The organism is Hydrogenophaga sp. L310, from assembly GCF_055703065.1.
In genome coordinates this window covers 144,403-160,507 of record NZ_JBVPZA010000004.1, presented here as the reverse complement: position 1 = coordinate 160,507, position 16,105 = coordinate 144,403, and the positions used below count along the sequence as shown (strand labels likewise).

The following is a 16,105-nucleotide window of genomic DNA, read 5'->3' as shown; positions in this document are numbered from 1 at the left end:
TGCGGTGAGTCAGTGGATGTTGAGCGCTTTGAAGGTATCGCTGCGGGCGATACGCTGGGCGGCGAACTTGAGCCGCTGGGCATGGACGATGGCCTTGAGGTCAAACAGGGCCCGCTCGAACAACTCGTTGATTATAACGAAGTCGAATTCCCGCGCGTGCATCATCTCCGACGCGGCATTCTGCAGCCGCAGCTCGATGACTTCGGCGCTGTCCTCGGCGCGCCGCTCCAGCCGAGATCGCAGTTCTTCCCAGCTCGGCGGCAGGATGAAGATCAGCACCGCGTTGGGAAAGATGCGTTTGACCTGGATCGCGCCCTGGAAATCGATCTCCAGCACCACGTCGGCCCCCTGGGCCATGCGCTGCTCGATCGCCTGTTTGGACGTGCCGTAGCGGTTGCCATGCACCATGGCCCATTCCAGGAAAGCCCCCTGGATGACCATCTGGTCAAAGGTTTCCCTGGCTACAAAGTAGTACTCGCGCCCATGCAGCTCCTGGCCACGCGGGGGGCGGGTGGTGTGCGAGACCGAGGGCACGACGCGGGAGTCCAGCTCCATCAGCGCCTTGACCAGACTGGATTTGCCAGCCCCGCTGGGGGCTGCGACGACGAACAGGTTGCCTGGGTATTCCATAGGGTCATTCAATGTTCTGGACCTGCTCGCGCATCTGTTCGATGAGCACCTTCATGTCCACGGAAATGCGGGTGAGTTCCAGGCTCGACGATTTGGAGCCCATGGTGTTGGCTTCGCGGTGCAGTTCCTGGATCAGGAAGTCCAGGCGTTTGCCCACATCGCTGCCTTTCTTGATCAGGCGCTCGATTTCCACCAGGTGCGAGTCCAGGCGGGTCAGTTCTTCGGCCACATCGATGCGGATCGCGAAGGCGGTGGCTTCGGTCAGCGCACGATCCTGGGCGGCCTCGCCGGTGAGGGTGTTGCTGGTGCCACCGGCAGCCGCGCTGGCACCGAGCGCTTCGTTCCAGCGGTCGATGAAGCGCTGCCGCTGTTGCGCGACCAGTTGGGGAATCAGGGGCTGGGCGTCTTTGGCGAGCTGGCGCAGCTGCTTGAGCCGGTCCAGCAGCATGGCTGCCAGGCGCTGGCCTTCGCGTTCGCGCGCGGTGAGCAGTTTGTCCAGGCCCGTCTGGGCCAGCGCGAGCAGGGTTTCGTGCAGTTCGCCTGGGTTGCCGGTCTGGCGCGTGGTCAGTTGCAGCACCTCGGCCACCGACAGGGGGGCGGCGGTGGGCAGCCAGGCGCGGACGTTGTCCTGCAGGCTCACCAACTTCTGCAGCTCCGGTGCGCTGGGTGCGCGTGGTCCGGCGTCGGTGCGGCCCTCGACCCAGGCCCGCACCTCCACCTTGCCACGCTTGAGCGAAGCGCCCAGCAGTTCGCGCAGGGCGGGTTCGGTGCCGCGCAGGTCGTCCGCGAGTTTGAAAGTCAGGTCGAGAAAGCGGCTGTTGACCGAGCGGATTTCGATGCCCAGGCCCGGTTTGGCTTCGCGCGGGGACTCGCTGGCAGGTGTGGCTGCGGCCCCGCCGGTCTGGGCCGTGGCGTAGCCGGTCATGCTGTAAACTGCCATTGAACTGTGTCCCATCAGGTTGAGTGGTCCAAAACGAGGCGTTCCGGAACCCATCCGAATTATGTCAAAGGTCAAACCCGCACCGCTGCCACCGGACACCGTGATCGGCGGCTATCGCATTGTGCGCAAGCTCGCAGCCGGTGGTTTTGGCGTGGTCTACCTGGCTGTGGATACCGAAGGGCAGCAGGTCGCGGTCAAGGAATACCTGCCGTCGTCGCTGGCCACACGCGGTCCGGGCGAATTGCTGCCGCAGGTGCAGCCCGAAAAACTCTCGTTGTACCGGCTGGGGCTCAAGAGCTTTTTCGAAGAGGGCCGCGCCCTGGCACAGATCTCTCACCAGTCGGTGGTGAGCGTGCTCAACTTCTTCCGCGAAAACGAGACCGTCTACATGGTCATGAACTATCTGGAGGGCGCGTCCCTGCAGGAGTTCATCATCACGGCACGCGAACTGAAGAAGCAGAAGGTGTTCCGCGAGTCCACCATCCGTTCGCTGTACGACGAGGTACTGCGCGGCCTGCGCATCGTGCACCAGCACAAGATGCTGCACCTCGACATCAAGCCGGCCAACATCTTCGTCACCGACGACAACCGTTCGGTGCTGATCGACTTCGGTGCGGCACGCGAGGTGCTGAGCAAAGAAGGCAACTTCATTCGCCCGATGTACACGCCCGGGTTCGCTGCGCCCGAGATGTACCGGCGCGATTCGAGCATGGGCCCGTGGACCGACATCTACGCCATCGGCGCCTGCATCTACGCCAGCATGCAGGGTTACCCGCCCAATGACGCCCCGCAGCGGCTGGAAAAAGACCGGCTGTCGCTGGCACTCTCTCGCCTGCGCGGCGTCTACTCCGACAACCTGATCGAGGTGGTGGAGTGGTGCATGTCGCTCGATCCGCTGTCGCGCCCGCAATCGGTGTTTGCGCTGCAGAAAGAGCTGAGCCGCGAGACCGAACGCAGCTACACCAAACTGACCGTGGCTGAAAAGATGCGTCTGCAGTTTGACAACATCGTTTCCGACAACAAGAAGTCGCCGCGCAAATCGACCGCCGCCGGGACCAAGTTCCGATGAAGTTTTCGGTTTACCAGATCAGCCGTCAGGGTGGCCGCGAGCGCAACGAAGACCGCATGGGCTACGCATACACGCGCGAGTCAGGCCTGTTCGTGCTGGCCGATGGCATGGGGGGGCACCCTGAAGGGGCGATGGCGGCCCAGCTCGCCCTGCAGACCTTCTCAGCCTACTTCCAGAAGGCCGCCAACCCCACCTTGCGTGAAGTGCCGGAGTTTCTCTCCAGCGCCCTGATGGCGGCGCACCACCAGATCATTCGCTACGCCGCCGAAAAAGGCATGCTCGACACGCCGCGCACCACGCTGGTGGCGGCCGTGATGGAGCGCGGCAACATGCACTGGGTGCACTGTGGCGACTCCCGCCTGTATCTCGTGCGCGATGGCGAGTTGCTGACGCGAACGCGGGACCATTCCTACATGGAGCAGCAGGCCCACCTGGGCAAGGCCACCCAGCACATCAACCGCAACATCCTCTTCACCTGTCTGGGTTCGCCCGCCAAGCCGGTGTTTGACCTGTCGGGACCGGTGCAGTTGTTGCAGGGCGACCGTGTGCTGCTGTGCTCGGATGGCCTCTGGGGCACGGTGAAGGACTTCGAGATCGCCGCCGAACTGGCCCGCAATCCGCTGGAGCAGGCGGTTCCCGAGCTGGTGGAGATGGCCCTCAAGCGTGGTGGACAGCGCTGCGACAACGTCACCGTGCTGGCCATGGAGTGGGAAACGGCCGACGAATTCCAGACCACGCGGGTGTCGACCGAAGACATCGAAGAAGGCGTGTTCGCCTCCACCATCCAGTCGGGCGTGGCCGACCCGACCATCGAAGACCTGGACGACGCGGCGATCGAAAAGTCGATTGCAGAAATCAACGAAGCGATCCGGCGCACCGCCGAAAAAAATTCCTGACACCCCCGCGCCGCCTTCGGCGTCACCCCCCAGGGGGCAACGCGTGCGGCCCGGCAAAGCCGGTTCCGCCGCGTTCCGGGCCTTGTTACCTGGCGAGCTGGGCGTTCCTCCCTTTGACTGATTCACGACTTGATTGAGGTATTCATGACTGTTTCCACACGACCTGGCCAACGGGCCACCGATGCCCTGCGCCCGGTGCGCATCACCCGGGGTTTCACCATCCACGCCGAGGGCTCGGTGCTGATCGAGTTCGGTGACACCAAGGTGCTGTGCACCGCGTCGGTGGAAGAGAAGGTGCCGCCGCACAAGCGTGGCAGCGGCGAAGGCTGGGTGACGGCCGAATACGGCATGTTGCCGCGTGCCACCCACACCCGCAGCGACCGCGAAGCGGCCAAGGGCAAACAGAGCGGGCGCACGCAGGAAATCCAGCGCCTGATCGGCCGTTCGCTGCGCGCCGTGTTCGATCTGAAGGCGCTGGGTGAACGTACCATTTCGCTGGACTGCGACGTGCTGCAGGCCGATGGCGGCACACGCACCGCGAGCATCACCGGCGCCTTCGTCGCGGCGCACGACGCGGTGAGCAAGCTGCTCGCCGAAGGCAAGGTCACCACCTCGCCGATCAAGGGCCATGTGGCCGCGATTTCGGTCGGCCTTCTGAAGGGCCTGCCGCTGCTCGATCTGGAGTACGTGGAAGACGCGGCCTGCGACACCGACATGAATGTCGTGATGACCGGTGCCGGCCATTTTGTGGAAGTGCAGGGCACGGCCGAAGGCGTGGCGTTCACGCGCCAGGAAATGGACGCGTTGCTGGTGCTGGCCGAAAAGGGCGTGGCCGAACTGGTGGCCTTGCAGAAGCAGAGCCTTGGCCTGGTCTGAGAGGCCCGGATGAGACTGGTCCTCGCGTCCAACAACAAAGGCAAGCTCGCCGAGCTGCAGGCCTTGTTTGCGCCGCTCGGCGTGGAACTGGTGCGCCAGTCCGAACTGGGCATTCCGGAAGCGCCCGAGCCGCACCGCACCTTCATCGAGAACGCGCTGGCGAAGGCGCGCCACGCGGCGCAGGTCAGTGGCCTGCCCGCGCTGGCCGACGACGCCGGCCTGTGCGTGGAGGCCTTCGGCGGTTTGCCGGGCGTGGACACCGCCTACTACGCGACGCAGTTCGGCTATGAAAAGGGCGACGCCAACAACGTGCGCGCCTTGCTGGAGCAGATGGCGCACGTGGATGACCGCCGCGCCGCGCTGGTCAGCACCCTGGTCGCGGTGCGCAGCGCCGATGATCCCGAGCCGCTGGTGGCCAGCGGGCGCGCACCGGGGCTGATCACGCGCGAGCCCGTCGGCGACAACGGTTTCGGTTTTGACCCGGTGATGTTCCTGCCGCAGTTCGGCTGCACCTTTGCCCAGCTGAGCGACGAAATGAAGAACGCCAACAGCCACCGCGGAAAAGCGGCGCAACAGATGCTGAACCTGATGCGTGAACGGTGGTTCGCGCCCCAGGCCGACGCATGAACACGCCCAGAGAGGTCCGGGTGGCGCTGCCCGGCGCGGCCGGCAGCCCACCGCCAGAAGGGCCACACTGGAGCGACATCCGCCACTGGATGAGACCCGGCACGCTGCAATTGCAGGGCCTGCCGCCGCTCGCGCTCTACATCCACCTGCCCTGGTGTCTGAAGAAGTGCCCTTATTGCGACTTCAACTCGCACGAGTGGAGCGCCACCAGCGCGCCCGGTCAGGCGCTGCCCGAACAGGTTTACCTGGACGCCTTGCGTGCCGATCTGGAAGCCGCCTTGCCGCTGATCTGGGGCCGCTCGGTGCACAGCATCTTCATCGGTGGCGGCACGCCCAGCCTGTTTTCGCCCGAGGCCATTGATCGCCTGCTGGGCGACGTGCGCGCGCTGGTGCGGCTGGACGCCGACACCGAGATCACGCTGGAAGCCAACCCGGGCACCTTTGAAAAGGACCGCTTCAGGGCTTTCCGCCAGGCCGGCGTCACGCGCCTGTCCATCGGGGTGCAGAGCTTCAACGATGACCATCTGAAGGCGCTGGGCCGGGTGCACGACCGGGCGCAGGCGATCGCCGCGGTGGAAGAGGCGGCGATGGCCTTCGACACCTTCAACCTGGACATCATGTACGCGCTGCCGGGGCAGACGCTGGCCGATTGCGAAACGGACATGCGCACCGCGCTGGCGTTCGCGCCACCGCACATCTCGATCTACCACCTGACCATCGAGCCCAACACGGTCTTTGCCAAGTTCCCGCCGCGGGTGCCCGAAGACGACGACGCCTACGCCATGCTCGACCGCATCACCGAGCTGACGGGCGAGCAGGGGCTGGCGCGCTACGAGGTCTCGGCCTACGCGCGCGAAGGCCACCGTTGCTGGCACAACCTGAACTACTGGCAGTTCGGCGACTACCTCGGCATCGGCGCCGGTGCCCACAGCAAGCTCAGTTTTGCCCACCGGGTGGTGCGCCAGGTGCGTGCGCGCGAACCGCGTCTCTACATGGACAAGGCGCGCGCGGGCGATGCGGTGGTGAGTGTGGAAGAGGTGGCGCGGCGCGATCTGCCTTTCGAGTACATGCTCAACGCGCTGCGCCTGCGCAACGGCTTCGAGCTGCAGGACTTTTCGGCCCGCACCGGGCTGCCGCTCTCCAGCGTGGCCACGGCGCTGGACGAAGGCGTGCGCCGCGGCTGGCTGGTGATGGCCGATGGCTGGGTCCGACCAACCGAACGCGGGTTCGATCTCCTCAGCGATCTGCAGTCACTGTTCCTGCCCGCCTGAGCGACACGCCATTTTTTCGGACCGCTGCGGGTGTCTGCTCGGACGCCGGACGGGGCGGCGTGAAGGGACGGGCATGGGCAAGTCTCGTGGACAATGCCCGCATGGCCATACCGATCAACTCCGATGTGATTCACACCCCGCCCCTGGCGTCCGCCACCGTGATGGTGGTGCGCGACGGTCCTGCCGGGCTGGAGGTGCTGCTGGTGCGCCGCCATGGCAACTCCGGCGTGCTGGGTGGCGTGCACGTGTTCCCGGGTGGCAAGCTCGATGCGGCCGACCGGCAGGTGGACCCCGCTGCGCTGGACCGCACGGCAGCCGAGCTGTTGAGCGCCCTGGCCGAACCCGGACTGGATCCGGACACCGCGGTGGGGCTGCACCTGGCCGCGCTGCGCGAGACCTTTGAAGAGTGCCGCCTGTTGCTGGGCCTGAACGGGTCACTCGCAGCCAGTTGCGATGGGGCGCGGTTGGCCGCCCAGGTGCGTGAGCACACGCTCACCGGTCTGGGCTTTGCCGCTGCCGTGCAGCGCCTGGGCCAGCCGCTGGCGGTGTCGAGCCTGTTGCCGTGGTCGCGCTGGGTCACGCCGCGCCAGCCTTCGGTGACCAACAAGCGCTTCGACACGCGTTTTTTCGTCGCCGCTGCCCCGGCGGGCCAGGACGCCCGCCATTGCACGTTCGAAGCCACCGAAGCGGTCTGGCTGTCACCGCGCGCCGGGCTGGAGCGTTACTGGGCGGGAGAGATCGATCTGGCGCCGCCGCAGATCATGAGCCTCTGTCAGCTCAGCCGGCTGGCCGATGTGGCCCAGGTGCAGGCCGCTGCGCGCAGCCGGCCGCCCGCGCTGATCGAGCCCGAACCCTTCGATCAAGACGGCTGCCGCGTGATCTGCTACCCCGGCGATCCGCGGCACAGCCGCCGGGAGCCGGTGTGGGACGGGCCGACCCGCCTGACCTACCGCAACCAGCGCTTCGAGGCCGAAGGCGGGTTGGCGGCATTGTTGGGCTGAGGGCTATCCGTTCAGCACACCGAACCGGTAACGCGTCTGCGCGCGGTAAGGCCGCTCGGCCGTGACGCGGTTGAACGGGAAACCCGGGCAGTTGGGGGCGTTGGGGAACTGCTGGGGTTCCAGGCAGAGCCCGCTGCGCGGCCCGTGGACCACACCCCGTTTGCCGATGTCGGCCGACCCACCTGTGCCGAGCTGGCCCGCGGTGTACACCTGCAGCACCGGTTCGGTGGTCCAGACCTCCAGCGTGCACTGGCTTCGCTGGCGCTGTTCCTGGGCGAGACGGTGCTCGAATGGCGCAACCTGATCGCGCTCGCGCTGGTGTGTCTGGGCATCTGGCTCGTCACCACCGAAACCGCTGCGGCGCCGGCGCCCGCGCGAGCGGGCTGACCCAGCGCTTGGTCTGGCAGCGCACAGACGCCCGGCGTTCCGACACCTAAGGTCCATCCACATCCCCGCTGTTGGCTCGCACCAGCGGCGGGGTCTGCAGCGTGCAGCCCCAGGCCGCACCCCTTTGGATGGAACCCATGCTGAAAAACAAAGTGGTGCTCGTCACCGGTGCCGCCTCGGGCATCGGCCGGGCCATTGCGCTCACGGCCGCGCGCGAAGGCGCGCTGCTGGTGCTGTCGGACATCGATGCCGACGCCGGCGTCGAAACCGGCGCGCTGGTGCGGTCCCAGGGCGGCGAGTCGCTGTTTGTCGCGGCCGACGTGGGCAGCGCCGACGAGTGCCAGGCCCTGGTGTCCCAGGCCATGGCACATTTCGGCCGTCTTGACGTGGCCTGCAACAACGCCGGCATCGGCGGTGCCGCCGCGCCACTGGCCGACTACCCGCTCGACGCCTGGGCGCAGGTGATCAACATCAACCTCAATGGCGTGTTCTACGGCATGCGGGCGCAGATAGCGGCCATGTTGCTCAACGGCGGCGGCGCCATCGTCAACGTGGCGTCGATTCTGGGCGCGGTCGGCTTCGCCACCGCGTCGGCCTACACCGCAGCCAAACACGGCGTGGTGGGCCTCACGCAGGCCGCCGCCCTCGAATACGGCGCCCAGGGCGTGCGCATCAACGCGGTCGGCCCCGGCTTCATCCACACGCCCATGATCAGCGGCCTCGAAGAGGACCCGGCGGCCAACGCCCTGCTGGTCGCCGCCCATCCGATCGGGCGCCTGGGTCGCGCTGAAGAAGTGGCCGAGCTGGTGGTCTGGCTCGCCTCGGAGCGGGCGTCGTTCGTGACCGGGTCGTACTACCCGGTGGACGGCGGCTACCTCGCCCGCTGAACCCGCTTCCCCCCTCCCATTTTCTTTTTTCTGGAGTACCCCATGACCCAACGCAAACCGACATCCCTGCTGGCCGGCAGCCTCATCGGCCTGGCCGCCCTGACGCTGGTGGCCTGCAACAAGCCGCCCGAGATGGTGCAGGAACCCGCGCCGAGCATCACGCTGGGCACCCAGGTGGACGATGCCGTCATCACCTCCGGCGTCAAGTCCGCCCTGCTGGCCGACGATCTTGTCAAGAGCTTTGACCTGCAGGTTGAAACCCGCAAAGGCACCGTGCAGCTCAGCGGCTTTGTCGACAGCCAGGCCCAGATCGACCAGGCGCTCGCGATCACGCGCAGCGTGGCCGGTGTGACCGAGGTTGAAAACGCCGTCACCCTCAAGGGCACGCCCAGCACCGTGGGCACCAAGATCGATGACGCGACCGTGACCGGCCGCGTCAAGACCGCCCTGCTGGCCGATCCCGACATCAAGAGCTTCGACATCAGCGTGGTCACGTTCAAGGGCGAGGTGCAGCTCACCGGCTTTGTGAACAGCCAGGCCCAGATCGACCTGGCGAGCCAGCTGGCGAGCGCCGCCGAAGGCGCCACCAGCGTCAAGAACGAACTGATGGTCAAACAATGAACGCCGTCCACCTGCTCACCGACATCGCCACCCTGCGCAGCCAGGCACGCCAGCACATCGAGGCGGGTGCCGTGACCGCCGGCTACGGCGCCGACCGCGACCAGGTGGTCAAGTTGCTCAACGAGGCGCTGGCCACCGAGATCGTCTGTGTGCTGCGCTACCGGCGTCACCACTTCATGGCGCGTGGCATCCACGGCCAGAGCGTGGGGGCCGAGTTCCTGATCCACTCCAACGAAGAGCAGGGCCACGCCGACCTGCTGGCCGCGCGCATCGTGCAGCTGGGCGGTGAGCCCGACTTTTCGCCCGACAGCCTGAGCCAGCGCAGCCACGCCGAATACGTGGCCGGCGACACGCTGACGCAGATGATCCAGGAGAACCTGGTGGCCGAGCGCATCGCCATCGACAGCTACCGCGACATGATCCTGTACCTCGGCGACCAGGACCCGACCACCTGCGGCCTGCTTAAGCAGATCCTGGCGGTGGAAGAGGAACACGCCGACGAACTGGCGGATCTGCTCGAAGGCATGAACGGCTGAAGTACCCCCCGCGCCGCCTGCGGCGTCACCCCCCCAAGGGGGCGGCACTGGCCGTCCGGCAAAGCCGGCCCGGCGGTGCCCTGGGCTTGGACCTTTGCATGCCCCCGGGTCCGCGCTCCGGAGCCATGCTTGCAGGCGGCACATCGATCAGCAAGACCCGGCACGCTGCGGACTTGAGCCCAAGCCGCTACAGTGGCCCCCAGCGGGACACGGTGCCCTGCGGCCCGGGTCAGGGCACAGGAGTTCAACATGGTGTGGCTGGTTCTGGGTCTGGTGCTGTTTCTGGGCGTGCACAGCATCGCCATCATCTCGCCCGACGGCCGCAACCGCCTGGCGGCCCAGCTGGGCGAGAACGCTTTCAAGGGCCTGTATTCGCTGGCCTCGTTCGCGGGGCTGGCGCTCATCGGCTGGGGCTACGGCCTCTCGCGCGAGACGCCGGTGCTGCTTTACGCCTTGCCGGGCGGCTTTCGCCACCTGGCCGCGCTGCTGATGCTGCCGGTGTTCGTGCTGCTGCTCGCGGCCTACCTGCCGGGTCGCATCAAGACCGCGGCGAAACACCCCATGCTGCTGGCCGTCAAGCTCTGGGCGCTGGCGCACCTGCTGGCCCAGTCGGTCACCGGGGGCACGCTGGCCGATGTGCTGCTGTTCGGCGGTTTCCTGGCCTGGGCCGTGGCCGACCGCATCTCCCTCAAGCGCCGCGCGTTGGCCGGTGCCTTGCGCCCGGTGCCCGCTTTGCCGGCCGGTGGCGCCAACGACGCCATCGCGCTGGTGGGCGGGCTGGCGTTGTACGCGCTGTTCGTGTTCTGGGGCCATGCCTGGCTGTTTGGCGTGCGCCCGTTCGGCTGAAGCGGGAACCTGAGCTCCCTGATCGGGCACCAACCGTTTCCATCTGGAGGGCCTTGTCATGCACCTGCCGATTCTGATCCCGATCCAGCGCCTCGCGCTGCTGATGTTCGCCCTGCTGGGCACCCTGGCCCACGGCCAGACACCTGCGCCGCGTGTTGAAGTGGTCGCCAGCGGTCTGCAGAACCCCTGGGGCGTCGCTTTCATCGATGGCGGGCGTTTTCTGGTGACCGAGCGCCCTGGGCGCCTGCGCGTGGTGGCGCCCGACGGCCGTCTGAGCGAGCCGCTGGCCGGCCTGCCGCCGGTGGACGCGGGCGGGCAGGGCGGTCTGCTGGACGTGATCACCGATCGCGACTTTGCACGCAACCGCACCGTGTACTTCTGTTACGCCGAGCCCGCAGCCCGCGGCAGCGGCAACTCCACCGCGCTGGCGTCGGCCCGGCTGTCTGCCGACGCCACGCGGCTGGAGGCCGTGAAGGTGGTCTTCAGCCAGCAACCCAAGTTCAGCAGCCGTGCGCACTTTGGCTGCCGCATCGTTGAAGCGGCCGACGGCACGCTGTTTCTCACTCTGGGCGACCGTTTCAGCCGCAAGGAAGACGCGCAGACGCTGGACAACCACCACGGCAAGGTGGTGCGCATCAACAAGGACGGCAGCGTGCCGCCCGACAACCCGTTCGTGGGCCGCAGCGGGGCACTGCCCGAGATCTGGAGCCTGGGCCACCGCAACCTGCAGGGCGCCGTGCTCGGGCCCGACGGGCGGCTCTGGACCAGCGAACACGGCCCCCAGGGCGGCGACGAGATCAACCGCCCCGAGGCCGGCAAGAACTACGGCTGGCCCGTCATCACCTACGGCGAAAACTACGGCGGCGGCGCCATCGGCGAGGGCATCACCGCCAAGGCCGGGCTGGAACAGCCGGTGTTCCAGTGGACACCCTCGATAGCGCCATCGGGCCTCGCCTTCGTGAAGGGCGAACGCTACGGCAAGGCCTGGCAGGGCAACCTGCTCGCGGGCTCGCTCAAGTTCCGCTACCTGGCGCGGCTGGACATCAGCGGTGGCCGTGTGGTGAAAGAAGAGCGCCTGTTGCCCGACCTCAACGCGCGCGTGCGCGATGTGCGCGAAGGACCCGATGGTTTCATCTACCTGCTGACCGACGAACGCAACGGGCGCCTGTTGCGACTGCATCCGGGCTGAACCTGTAAGAATTCCGGCTCCGGCGCGACGGTTGTTCCAGGCGCCGTCTCTTGGGCGATGTCCTGGAATTCGTTACTCTCCGGTGTATTTCAACAAGAACTGCTCTCCCATGCTGTTCGCCGACCGCACCCTGCTGCTCTTCAACCACGACTGGGACGCCGTGGCGCATCTGCGCCTGGCCCGCACGATGGGCCTTCGCTTCGACGAAGACGGCTTTGACCTGTTTTCCTTCCCCAGCAACGCGCGCCTGGCCTGGTTCGACATGGCCCGCTTCGTCGATGGCCTGGCCCGCCGTGCCCCGGCGCGGGGCTGGTCCGCCGTGGTGTCCAGCAACGAGCAGTTCGGCGCGCTGGCCGCGGCCCTGCTGGCCGAGCGCATGGACTGGCCCGGCACACCGGTGGCCGCCATCCTGGCCTGCCAGCACAAGTTCTACGCGCGCCAGGTGCTGCAGCGCGTGGCGCCCGAGGCCAACGTGCCTTTCCAGCTGCTCGACGCCGAATACGGAGCGCCCATTCCCGAGGGCCTGCCCTATCCCCTGTTCGTGAAGCCTGTCAAGGCTGCGTTTTCGGTGCTCGCGCGCCGCGTCGACAGCCACGCCGAGCTGTACCGCCACTCCCGCTTCGGCGCCTGGGAACTCTGGGTGATCCGCCGCCTGGTGGAACCCTTCGAGCGCATGGTGCGCGAGCGCCTCGGGCCCGGGGTGCCCAGCGCCCACCGCATGCTGCTGGAGGCACCGGTGAGGGCCGACCAGTTCAACCTCGACGGCGTGGTGTTCAACGGCGACGTGCGCGCCATCGGCGTGGTCGACGCCATCATGTTCCCCGGCACCCAGTCCTTCATGCGCCACCAGATCCCGACCTCGCTGCCGCCCTCCGTGCAGGCGCGCGCGCTCGACGTGGCGCGGCGCTTCCTGCTCGCAGTGGGCTTCACGCACGGCCTGTTCAACATGGAGTTCTTCTACGACGCGGCGAGCGACCGGCTCACCGTGATCGAGTTCAACCCGCGCATGGCCTCGCAGTATTCAGACCTCTACCAGCGCGTGCTCGGTGTGGATCTGCACGCCATCGAGATCGCCATCGCCCACGGGCTGGACCCCGACACCGTGCCGCGCAGCGCACCCACCGCCGGCGCCGCGGCCAGCTTCGTCTACCGCGCCTTCGATCCGGCCGACCGGGTCAAGCTGCCCGACACCGCCTTGCGCCAGGCCTTCGCCAGCGCCTTCCCCGACGGCCTGCTGTTCCAGTACCCCAAATCGCAGGGCTCCATCGAGCGCGATTTCAAATGGCTGGGCAGCTACCGCTACGGCATCACGCACCTGGGCGGCCGCGATGCCCACGAGCTGCGCCAGCGCTGCGAAGCCGCGAGCGCCCTGCTGGGCTGGCCCGCGCCCTACGCCGAACTTGCCGCGGCGCCGGTAGCTCACGGCGCCGGCGCCCCGGGGCACAGCGCCACACTGCCCGCTGCGCCGACCCCGGCGTCACCATCGGACCGGAACCATCCACTGGAGATGCCCTCATGACCGTTCCCGTTCGTCCGCCGGGTCATGGGCTGGCCGCGACCCTGCCCGGCGGCGGCGCGTGGGCCTGACGCGGCACAGCACCGTGATCCCCTCGGGCCTGACGCGTCGCCACCTGCTGCTTGCCGGCGCGGCCACGCTGGGCGGCTGCACCCTCCAGCCCGACCGCGACCACGATGGCCCCGACGCACCCCGCGCCGAACCGCTGCGCCGCCCGGTGCACACCGCCTGGGTGCTGAGTTCGGGTGGCCCGCGCGGCTTTGTGCACGTGGGCGTGGTCAAGGCGCTGGAAGAGCTCGGCCTGCGGCCCGACCTGATCGTCGGTGCCTCGGCCGGTGCGCTGGTGGGCAGCCTCTGCGCGGCCGGACTCGGTGCCCGCGCCATCGAAACCCTGGCGCTGGAGATGCAACCCTGGAGCCTGGCCCGGCTGGCGCTCGGGGCCGAAGAACGCCTGAGCGGCACCGCCATCGCCGAACTCGTGCGCAGCGCTTCACCCGTCCCGCTGCTGGAGCACATGCCCATCGCCATGGCCTGTGTGGCCGCGCGGCGCCGCGACGGCGTGGCCATGGCCTTCACCGCGGGTGACGTGGGCCTGGCGGTGCAGGCCTCGGCCGCCATCGAAGGGCGCTTTGCGCCGGTGCGCATCCGTGGTGAGCAATATGTGGATGCCGACTGGTCCACCCCGCTGCCGGTGCGCATGGCGCGCGCGCTGGGCGCGCAACGGGTGCTCGCGGTGGACGCCACCGCCCACCTGGACCGCGCGCCGCCCGGCGCACAGCGCTACCGCGAGGGTGATCTGCGCAAGCTGGCGCTGGTGGACGCCGACGCCAGGATGGCCGATCAGGTGCTCAAGCCCGACTTCGGCTACTGGGTCAGCCTCTCGCGCGAGTTCCGCGAGCGCGCCATGGACGCCGGTTACCGCGAGACGCTGGCGCAGGCCGATGCCTTGCGCGCGCTGCACGCGGTTTGAGATGCCTGGGCGAGGGCCTGAGCCGCGGCAACACCACGGCTGGAGGTCTGGTGCCCAGTGGCCGGATGACGCCGCCATGTTGCGGTCCGACCCTGCGCCGCCATACGGCCATGCGAACGAGCGACCAGAAACCCGACGGTCAGCAGCGCACCGACGGACCCGTTGAATGCAGAACGCGAGCCTGTTCGACATGCGCATCGGAACAGCACAAGGTCACAATGCCCGCATGACCAACAAACAGGCAACAGCCTTCCAGCCCTTGACCGGCATCTACGAGCCGTCGGCGATCGTTCAACTGCCGGACGGGCGTTTTCTCGTGGTGGAGGACGAGAGGAGCCACCCTTTGAGTCTGGTCACCCTGGATGCGGGTGGCGGTGTCGACAGCACGGCGCTCACAGCCGGGCTGTTTCAGATGTTCAGCGAATTCTGGAAACTCGACGACCTCGAAGGACTGGCCATCGACCGGGCAGGGTTTGTCTACGCCATCACCTCGCACTCGCGCGATGACGATGGTGGCAAGAAGAAGTCCCGTGAAAGGCTCGTCCGGTTCCGGGTTGAAGGTGCGCGGGTGGTCGACGCCAAGGTCGTCGACGGCTTGAAACAGGCCCTTGTGAAGCAACATGCTGTGCTCGCGGCAGCGGCCGAGGTGCGGGACGTCAAAGGCGGTGGTGGACTCAACATCGAAGCCCTTGAAATGAGCCCGGACCAGAAGCGACTGCTGATCGGATTCCGCAGCCCGTTGCGCGACGGCCGGGCGCTCATAGCCAGTGTCGTCAACCCCACCGCCATCTTTGAATCGGATGAAGCACCCCACATCGCGCCTGTGCTCGAAGAACTGGATCTTGGCGGCCAGGGCATCCGGGGTTTGTCTTACGTTCCCGCCCTGGGTGCGTATCTGGTCATTGGTGGCCCTGTTTCTCGCAAACGGACCAGCTTTGACCTGTGGCGCTGGAGCGGCGAGCCCGGTGCGCCGGCGCTCCGGGTCACGGTGCCCGGCTTGAGCGGCTTCGGGAAGGCCGAGGGCGTGAGTACTGCCGTCGTCGACGGACTGGAGCGGATCGTCGTTGTCAGCGACGACGGCAACAGGGACACCGGGCGCTTTGCAGGCTACCTGCTGCTTGACCCGACTCAACTGCGGACCGCACAGGGGTCGGCAAGCGCCACCCGCAGTTGACTGGAACCCCCGTCCGGTTCAAGGCGCCGCCGGCACCACCTGAGGCCCGCCCGGCATCACCGGCAGCGTGCCCGCCGCGCGTTTGGCTTCCCATTCGGCCTGCAGTGCGGCATCGCTCTTGTAGTGCGGCACGCGGAAGACCAGGCGCTTGTAGCGCACGAAGAGTGGGTTGGAGCCGGCGATTTCGCTGTCCCAGTACTGGTGGGCGCGTTGCAGGTTGAGCTCGGTTTCCATCTCGAACTGGTCGCGCGAAGACTGCCCACCAAACACATACAGCTTGCCGCGGTAGATGCGCCAGGTGTTGGGGCCACCACCCGCGCCCCAGGGCACGGCGTAGTTGATGCCGTTGCTGCAGAAGCCGCCGAACTGCGGCATGTATCTGGTGGGCTCGCGCAGGAACGCGGCCTTGTTCGCCTCGCTGGCAAAGCGCCAGGTCACGCCCAGGTGTTGTGCCTGGATCGCGGGGTTGCCGGCCACGGCGTCGTTCTGCGTGAAGTAGGCCACCGGGTCGTGGCCCAGCAGCATGAGCTTGTCGGCCGCTGCGTCGCTCATGGTGCGAAACGGGGGCCCCTGGTCGGCTGGTCCTGCGGCGGTGGCCCCATTGGCGCAACCCGTCAGCAGCCCGGCTGCGCTGGCGGTGAAGAAGCCCAGGGCTTGGCGTCGGTTCAT

General features: G+C 67.5%; 19 protein-coding genes. 15 read left to right on the top strand and 4 right to left on the bottom strand.

Features of this window, described 5'->3' with window-relative positions:
* Positions 1 to 9: 9 nt before the first annotated feature.
* Both gmk and AC0GNO_RS09415 read right to left on the bottom strand, forming a co-directional pair.
* Positions 10 to 630 carry a guanylate kinase gene (gene gmk / locus AC0GNO_RS09420; RefSeq protein WP_177138905.1) on the bottom strand — a complete coding sequence of 207 codons (621 nt, stop codon included), beginning with the start codon at positions 628 to 630 and terminating at the stop codon, positions 10 to 12.
* 4 nt (positions 631 to 634) lie between these two features.
* Positions 635 to 1,570, bottom strand: coding sequence for a YicC/YloC family endoribonuclease (locus AC0GNO_RS09415; RefSeq protein WP_472903833.1), 936 nt, complete (start codon positions 1,568 to 1,570; stop codon positions 635 to 637).
* 61 nt (positions 1,571 to 1,631) lie between these two features.
* Between AC0GNO_RS09415 and AC0GNO_RS09410 the strand changes: the two genes are divergently transcribed.
* From AC0GNO_RS09410 to AC0GNO_RS09385, 6 genes are all read left to right on the top strand, one after another.
* A complete protein-coding gene (locus AC0GNO_RS09410; protein ID WP_472887405.1) occupies positions 1,632 to 2,639 on the top strand; it encodes a serine/threonine protein kinase in 1,008 nt (335 codons plus the stop codon).
* Complete coding sequence (locus AC0GNO_RS09405) at positions 2,636 to 3,535, top strand: PP2C family protein-serine/threonine phosphatase (protein WP_472887406.1); 900 nt, start codon at positions 2,636 to 2,638, stop codon at positions 3,533 to 3,535. The genes AC0GNO_RS09410 and AC0GNO_RS09405 overlap by 4 nt, the downstream gene beginning before the upstream one ends.
* Before the next feature lie 144 nt (positions 3,536 to 3,679).
* Positions 3,680 to 4,411, top strand: coding sequence for a ribonuclease PH (gene rph, locus AC0GNO_RS09400; protein WP_472887407.1), 732 nt, complete (start codon positions 3,680 to 3,682; stop codon positions 4,409 to 4,411).
* Positions 4,412 to 4,420: 9 nt separating this feature from the next.
* Complete coding sequence (gene rdgB / locus AC0GNO_RS09395) at positions 4,421 to 5,038, top strand: RdgB/HAM1 family non-canonical purine NTP pyrophosphatase (protein WP_472903832.1); 618 nt, start codon at positions 4,421 to 4,423, stop codon at positions 5,036 to 5,038.
* Positions 5,039 to 5,127: 89 nt separating this feature from the next.
* The gene (hemW, locus tag AC0GNO_RS09390) at positions 5,128 to 6,309 is read left to right on the top strand and encodes a radical SAM family heme chaperone HemW (RefSeq protein WP_472903928.1); all 1,182 of its coding nucleotides are present in this window, start codon (positions 5,128 to 5,130) and stop codon (positions 6,307 to 6,309) included.
* A gap of 101 nt (positions 6,310 to 6,410) precedes the next feature.
* Positions 6,411 to 7,310: an NUDIX hydrolase gene (locus AC0GNO_RS09385; protein ID WP_472903831.1), complete on the top strand. Its 900-nt coding sequence runs from the start codon at positions 6,411 to 6,413 to the stop codon at positions 7,308 to 7,310.
* A gap of 3 nt (positions 7,311 to 7,313) precedes the next feature.
* On the opposite strand, the gene AC0GNO_RS09380 is transcribed toward AC0GNO_RS09385, so the two are convergent.
* Positions 7,314 to 7,553, bottom strand: coding sequence for an aldose epimerase family protein (locus AC0GNO_RS09380; RefSeq protein ID WP_472903927.1), 240 nt, complete (start codon positions 7,551 to 7,553; stop codon positions 7,314 to 7,316).
* Here AC0GNO_RS09380 and AC0GNO_RS09375 point away from each other — a divergent pair.
* The 9 genes from AC0GNO_RS09375 (at position 7,455) to AC0GNO_RS09335 (ending at position 15,436) form a co-directional block, all read left to right on the top strand.
* The gene (locus AC0GNO_RS09375; RefSeq protein ID WP_472903933.1) at positions 7,455 to 7,697 is read left to right on the top strand and encodes a hypothetical protein; all 243 of its coding nucleotides are present in this window, start codon (positions 7,455 to 7,457) and stop codon (positions 7,695 to 7,697) included. The two genes, AC0GNO_RS09380 and AC0GNO_RS09375, sit on opposite strands and share 99 nt — an antisense overlap.
* Before the next feature lie 137 nt (positions 7,698 to 7,834).
* Positions 7,835 to 8,584, top strand: coding sequence for an SDR family NAD(P)-dependent oxidoreductase (locus tag AC0GNO_RS09370; RefSeq protein ID WP_472903830.1), 750 nt, complete (start codon positions 7,835 to 7,837; stop codon positions 8,582 to 8,584).
* A gap of 42 nt (positions 8,585 to 8,626) precedes the next feature.
* Positions 8,627 to 9,205 carry a BON domain-containing protein gene (locus AC0GNO_RS09365; RefSeq protein WP_472903829.1) on the top strand — a complete coding sequence of 193 codons (579 nt, stop codon included), beginning with the start codon at positions 8,627 to 8,629 and terminating at the stop codon, positions 9,203 to 9,205.
* Positions 9,202 to 9,741, top strand: coding sequence for a ferritin-like domain-containing protein (locus AC0GNO_RS09360; RefSeq protein ID WP_472903828.1), 540 nt, complete (start codon positions 9,202 to 9,204; stop codon positions 9,739 to 9,741). The genes AC0GNO_RS09365 and AC0GNO_RS09360 overlap by 4 nt, the downstream gene beginning before the upstream one ends.
* A gap of 249 nt (positions 9,742 to 9,990) precedes the next feature.
* Entirely contained in the window at positions 9,991 to 10,587 is a 597-nt protein-coding gene (locus AC0GNO_RS09355; protein ID WP_472903827.1) for an NnrU family protein, read from the top strand.
* A 103-nt stretch (positions 10,588 to 10,690) separates the two neighbouring features.
* Positions 10,691 to 11,776 (top strand): PQQ-dependent sugar dehydrogenase, encoded by a 1,086-nt coding sequence (locus AC0GNO_RS09350; RefSeq protein ID WP_472887526.1) that lies wholly within the window; start codon positions 10,691 to 10,693, stop codon positions 11,774 to 11,776.
* A 109-nt stretch (positions 11,777 to 11,885) separates the two neighbouring features.
* The gene (locus AC0GNO_RS09345; RefSeq protein ID WP_472903826.1) at positions 11,886 to 13,295 is read left to right on the top strand and encodes an ATP-grasp domain-containing protein; all 1,410 of its coding nucleotides are present in this window, start codon (positions 11,886 to 11,888) and stop codon (positions 13,293 to 13,295) included.
* 58 nt (positions 13,296 to 13,353) lie between these two features.
* Positions 13,354 to 14,262, top strand: a complete 909-nt coding sequence (locus AC0GNO_RS09340; protein ID WP_472903825.1) for a patatin-like phospholipase family protein — start codon at positions 13,354 to 13,356, stop codon at positions 14,260 to 14,262.
* A gap of 166 nt (positions 14,263 to 14,428) precedes the next feature.
* On the top strand, positions 14,429 to 15,436 hold the full coding sequence (locus AC0GNO_RS09335; protein WP_472903824.1) for a DUF3616 domain-containing protein: 1,008 nt from the start codon (positions 14,429 to 14,431) through the stop codon (positions 15,434 to 15,436).
* 18 nt (positions 15,437 to 15,454) lie between these two features.
* On the opposite strand, the gene AC0GNO_RS09330 is transcribed toward AC0GNO_RS09335, so the two are convergent.
* On the bottom strand, positions 15,455 to 16,105 hold the full coding sequence (locus tag AC0GNO_RS09330; protein WP_472903823.1) for a YHS domain-containing (seleno)protein: 651 nt from the start codon (positions 16,103 to 16,105) through the stop codon (positions 15,455 to 15,457).

Coding starts and splice junctions, on each gene's coding strand:
- gmk (WP_177138905.1), bottom strand. CDS start 630: ATGGAATACCCAGGCAACCTGTTCGTCGTCGCAGCCCCCAGCGGGGCT.
- AC0GNO_RS09415 (WP_472903833.1), bottom strand. CDS start 1,570: ATGGCAGTTTACAGCATGACCGGCTACGCCACGGCCCAGACCGGCGGG.
- AC0GNO_RS09410 (WP_472887405.1), top strand. CDS start 1,632: ATGTCAAAGGTCAAACCCGCACCGCTGCCACCGGACACCGTGATCGGC.
- AC0GNO_RS09405 (WP_472887406.1), top strand. CDS start 2,636: ATGAAGTTTTCGGTTTACCAGATCAGCCGTCAGGGTGGCCGCGAGCGC.
- rph (WP_472887407.1), top strand. CDS start 3,680: ATGACTGTTTCCACACGACCTGGCCAACGGGCCACCGATGCCCTGCGC.
- rdgB (WP_472903832.1), top strand. CDS start 4,421: ATGAGACTGGTCCTCGCGTCCAACAACAAAGGCAAGCTCGCCGAGCTG.
- hemW (WP_472903928.1), top strand. CDS start 5,128: ATGAGACCCGGCACGCTGCAATTGCAGGGCCTGCCGCCGCTCGCGCTC.
- AC0GNO_RS09385 (WP_472903831.1), top strand. CDS start 6,411: ATGGCCATACCGATCAACTCCGATGTGATTCACACCCCGCCCCTGGCG.
- AC0GNO_RS09370 (WP_472903830.1), top strand. CDS start 7,835: ATGCTGAAAAACAAAGTGGTGCTCGTCACCGGTGCCGCCTCGGGCATC.
- AC0GNO_RS09365 (WP_472903829.1), top strand. CDS start 8,627: ATGACCCAACGCAAACCGACATCCCTGCTGGCCGGCAGCCTCATCGGC.
- AC0GNO_RS09360 (WP_472903828.1), top strand. CDS start 9,202: ATGAACGCCGTCCACCTGCTCACCGACATCGCCACCCTGCGCAGCCAG.
- AC0GNO_RS09355 (WP_472903827.1), top strand. CDS start 9,991: ATGGTGTGGCTGGTTCTGGGTCTGGTGCTGTTTCTGGGCGTGCACAGC.
- AC0GNO_RS09350 (WP_472887526.1), top strand. CDS start 10,691: ATGTTCGCCCTGCTGGGCACCCTGGCCCACGGCCAGACACCTGCGCCG.
- AC0GNO_RS09345 (WP_472903826.1), top strand. CDS start 11,886: ATGCTGTTCGCCGACCGCACCCTGCTGCTCTTCAACCACGACTGGGAC.
- AC0GNO_RS09335 (WP_472903824.1), top strand. CDS start 14,429: ATGCAGAACGCGAGCCTGTTCGACATGCGCATCGGAACAGCACAAGGT.
- AC0GNO_RS09330 (WP_472903823.1), bottom strand. CDS start 16,105: ATGAACCGACGCCAAGCCCTGGGCTTCTTCACCGCCAGCGCAGCCGGG.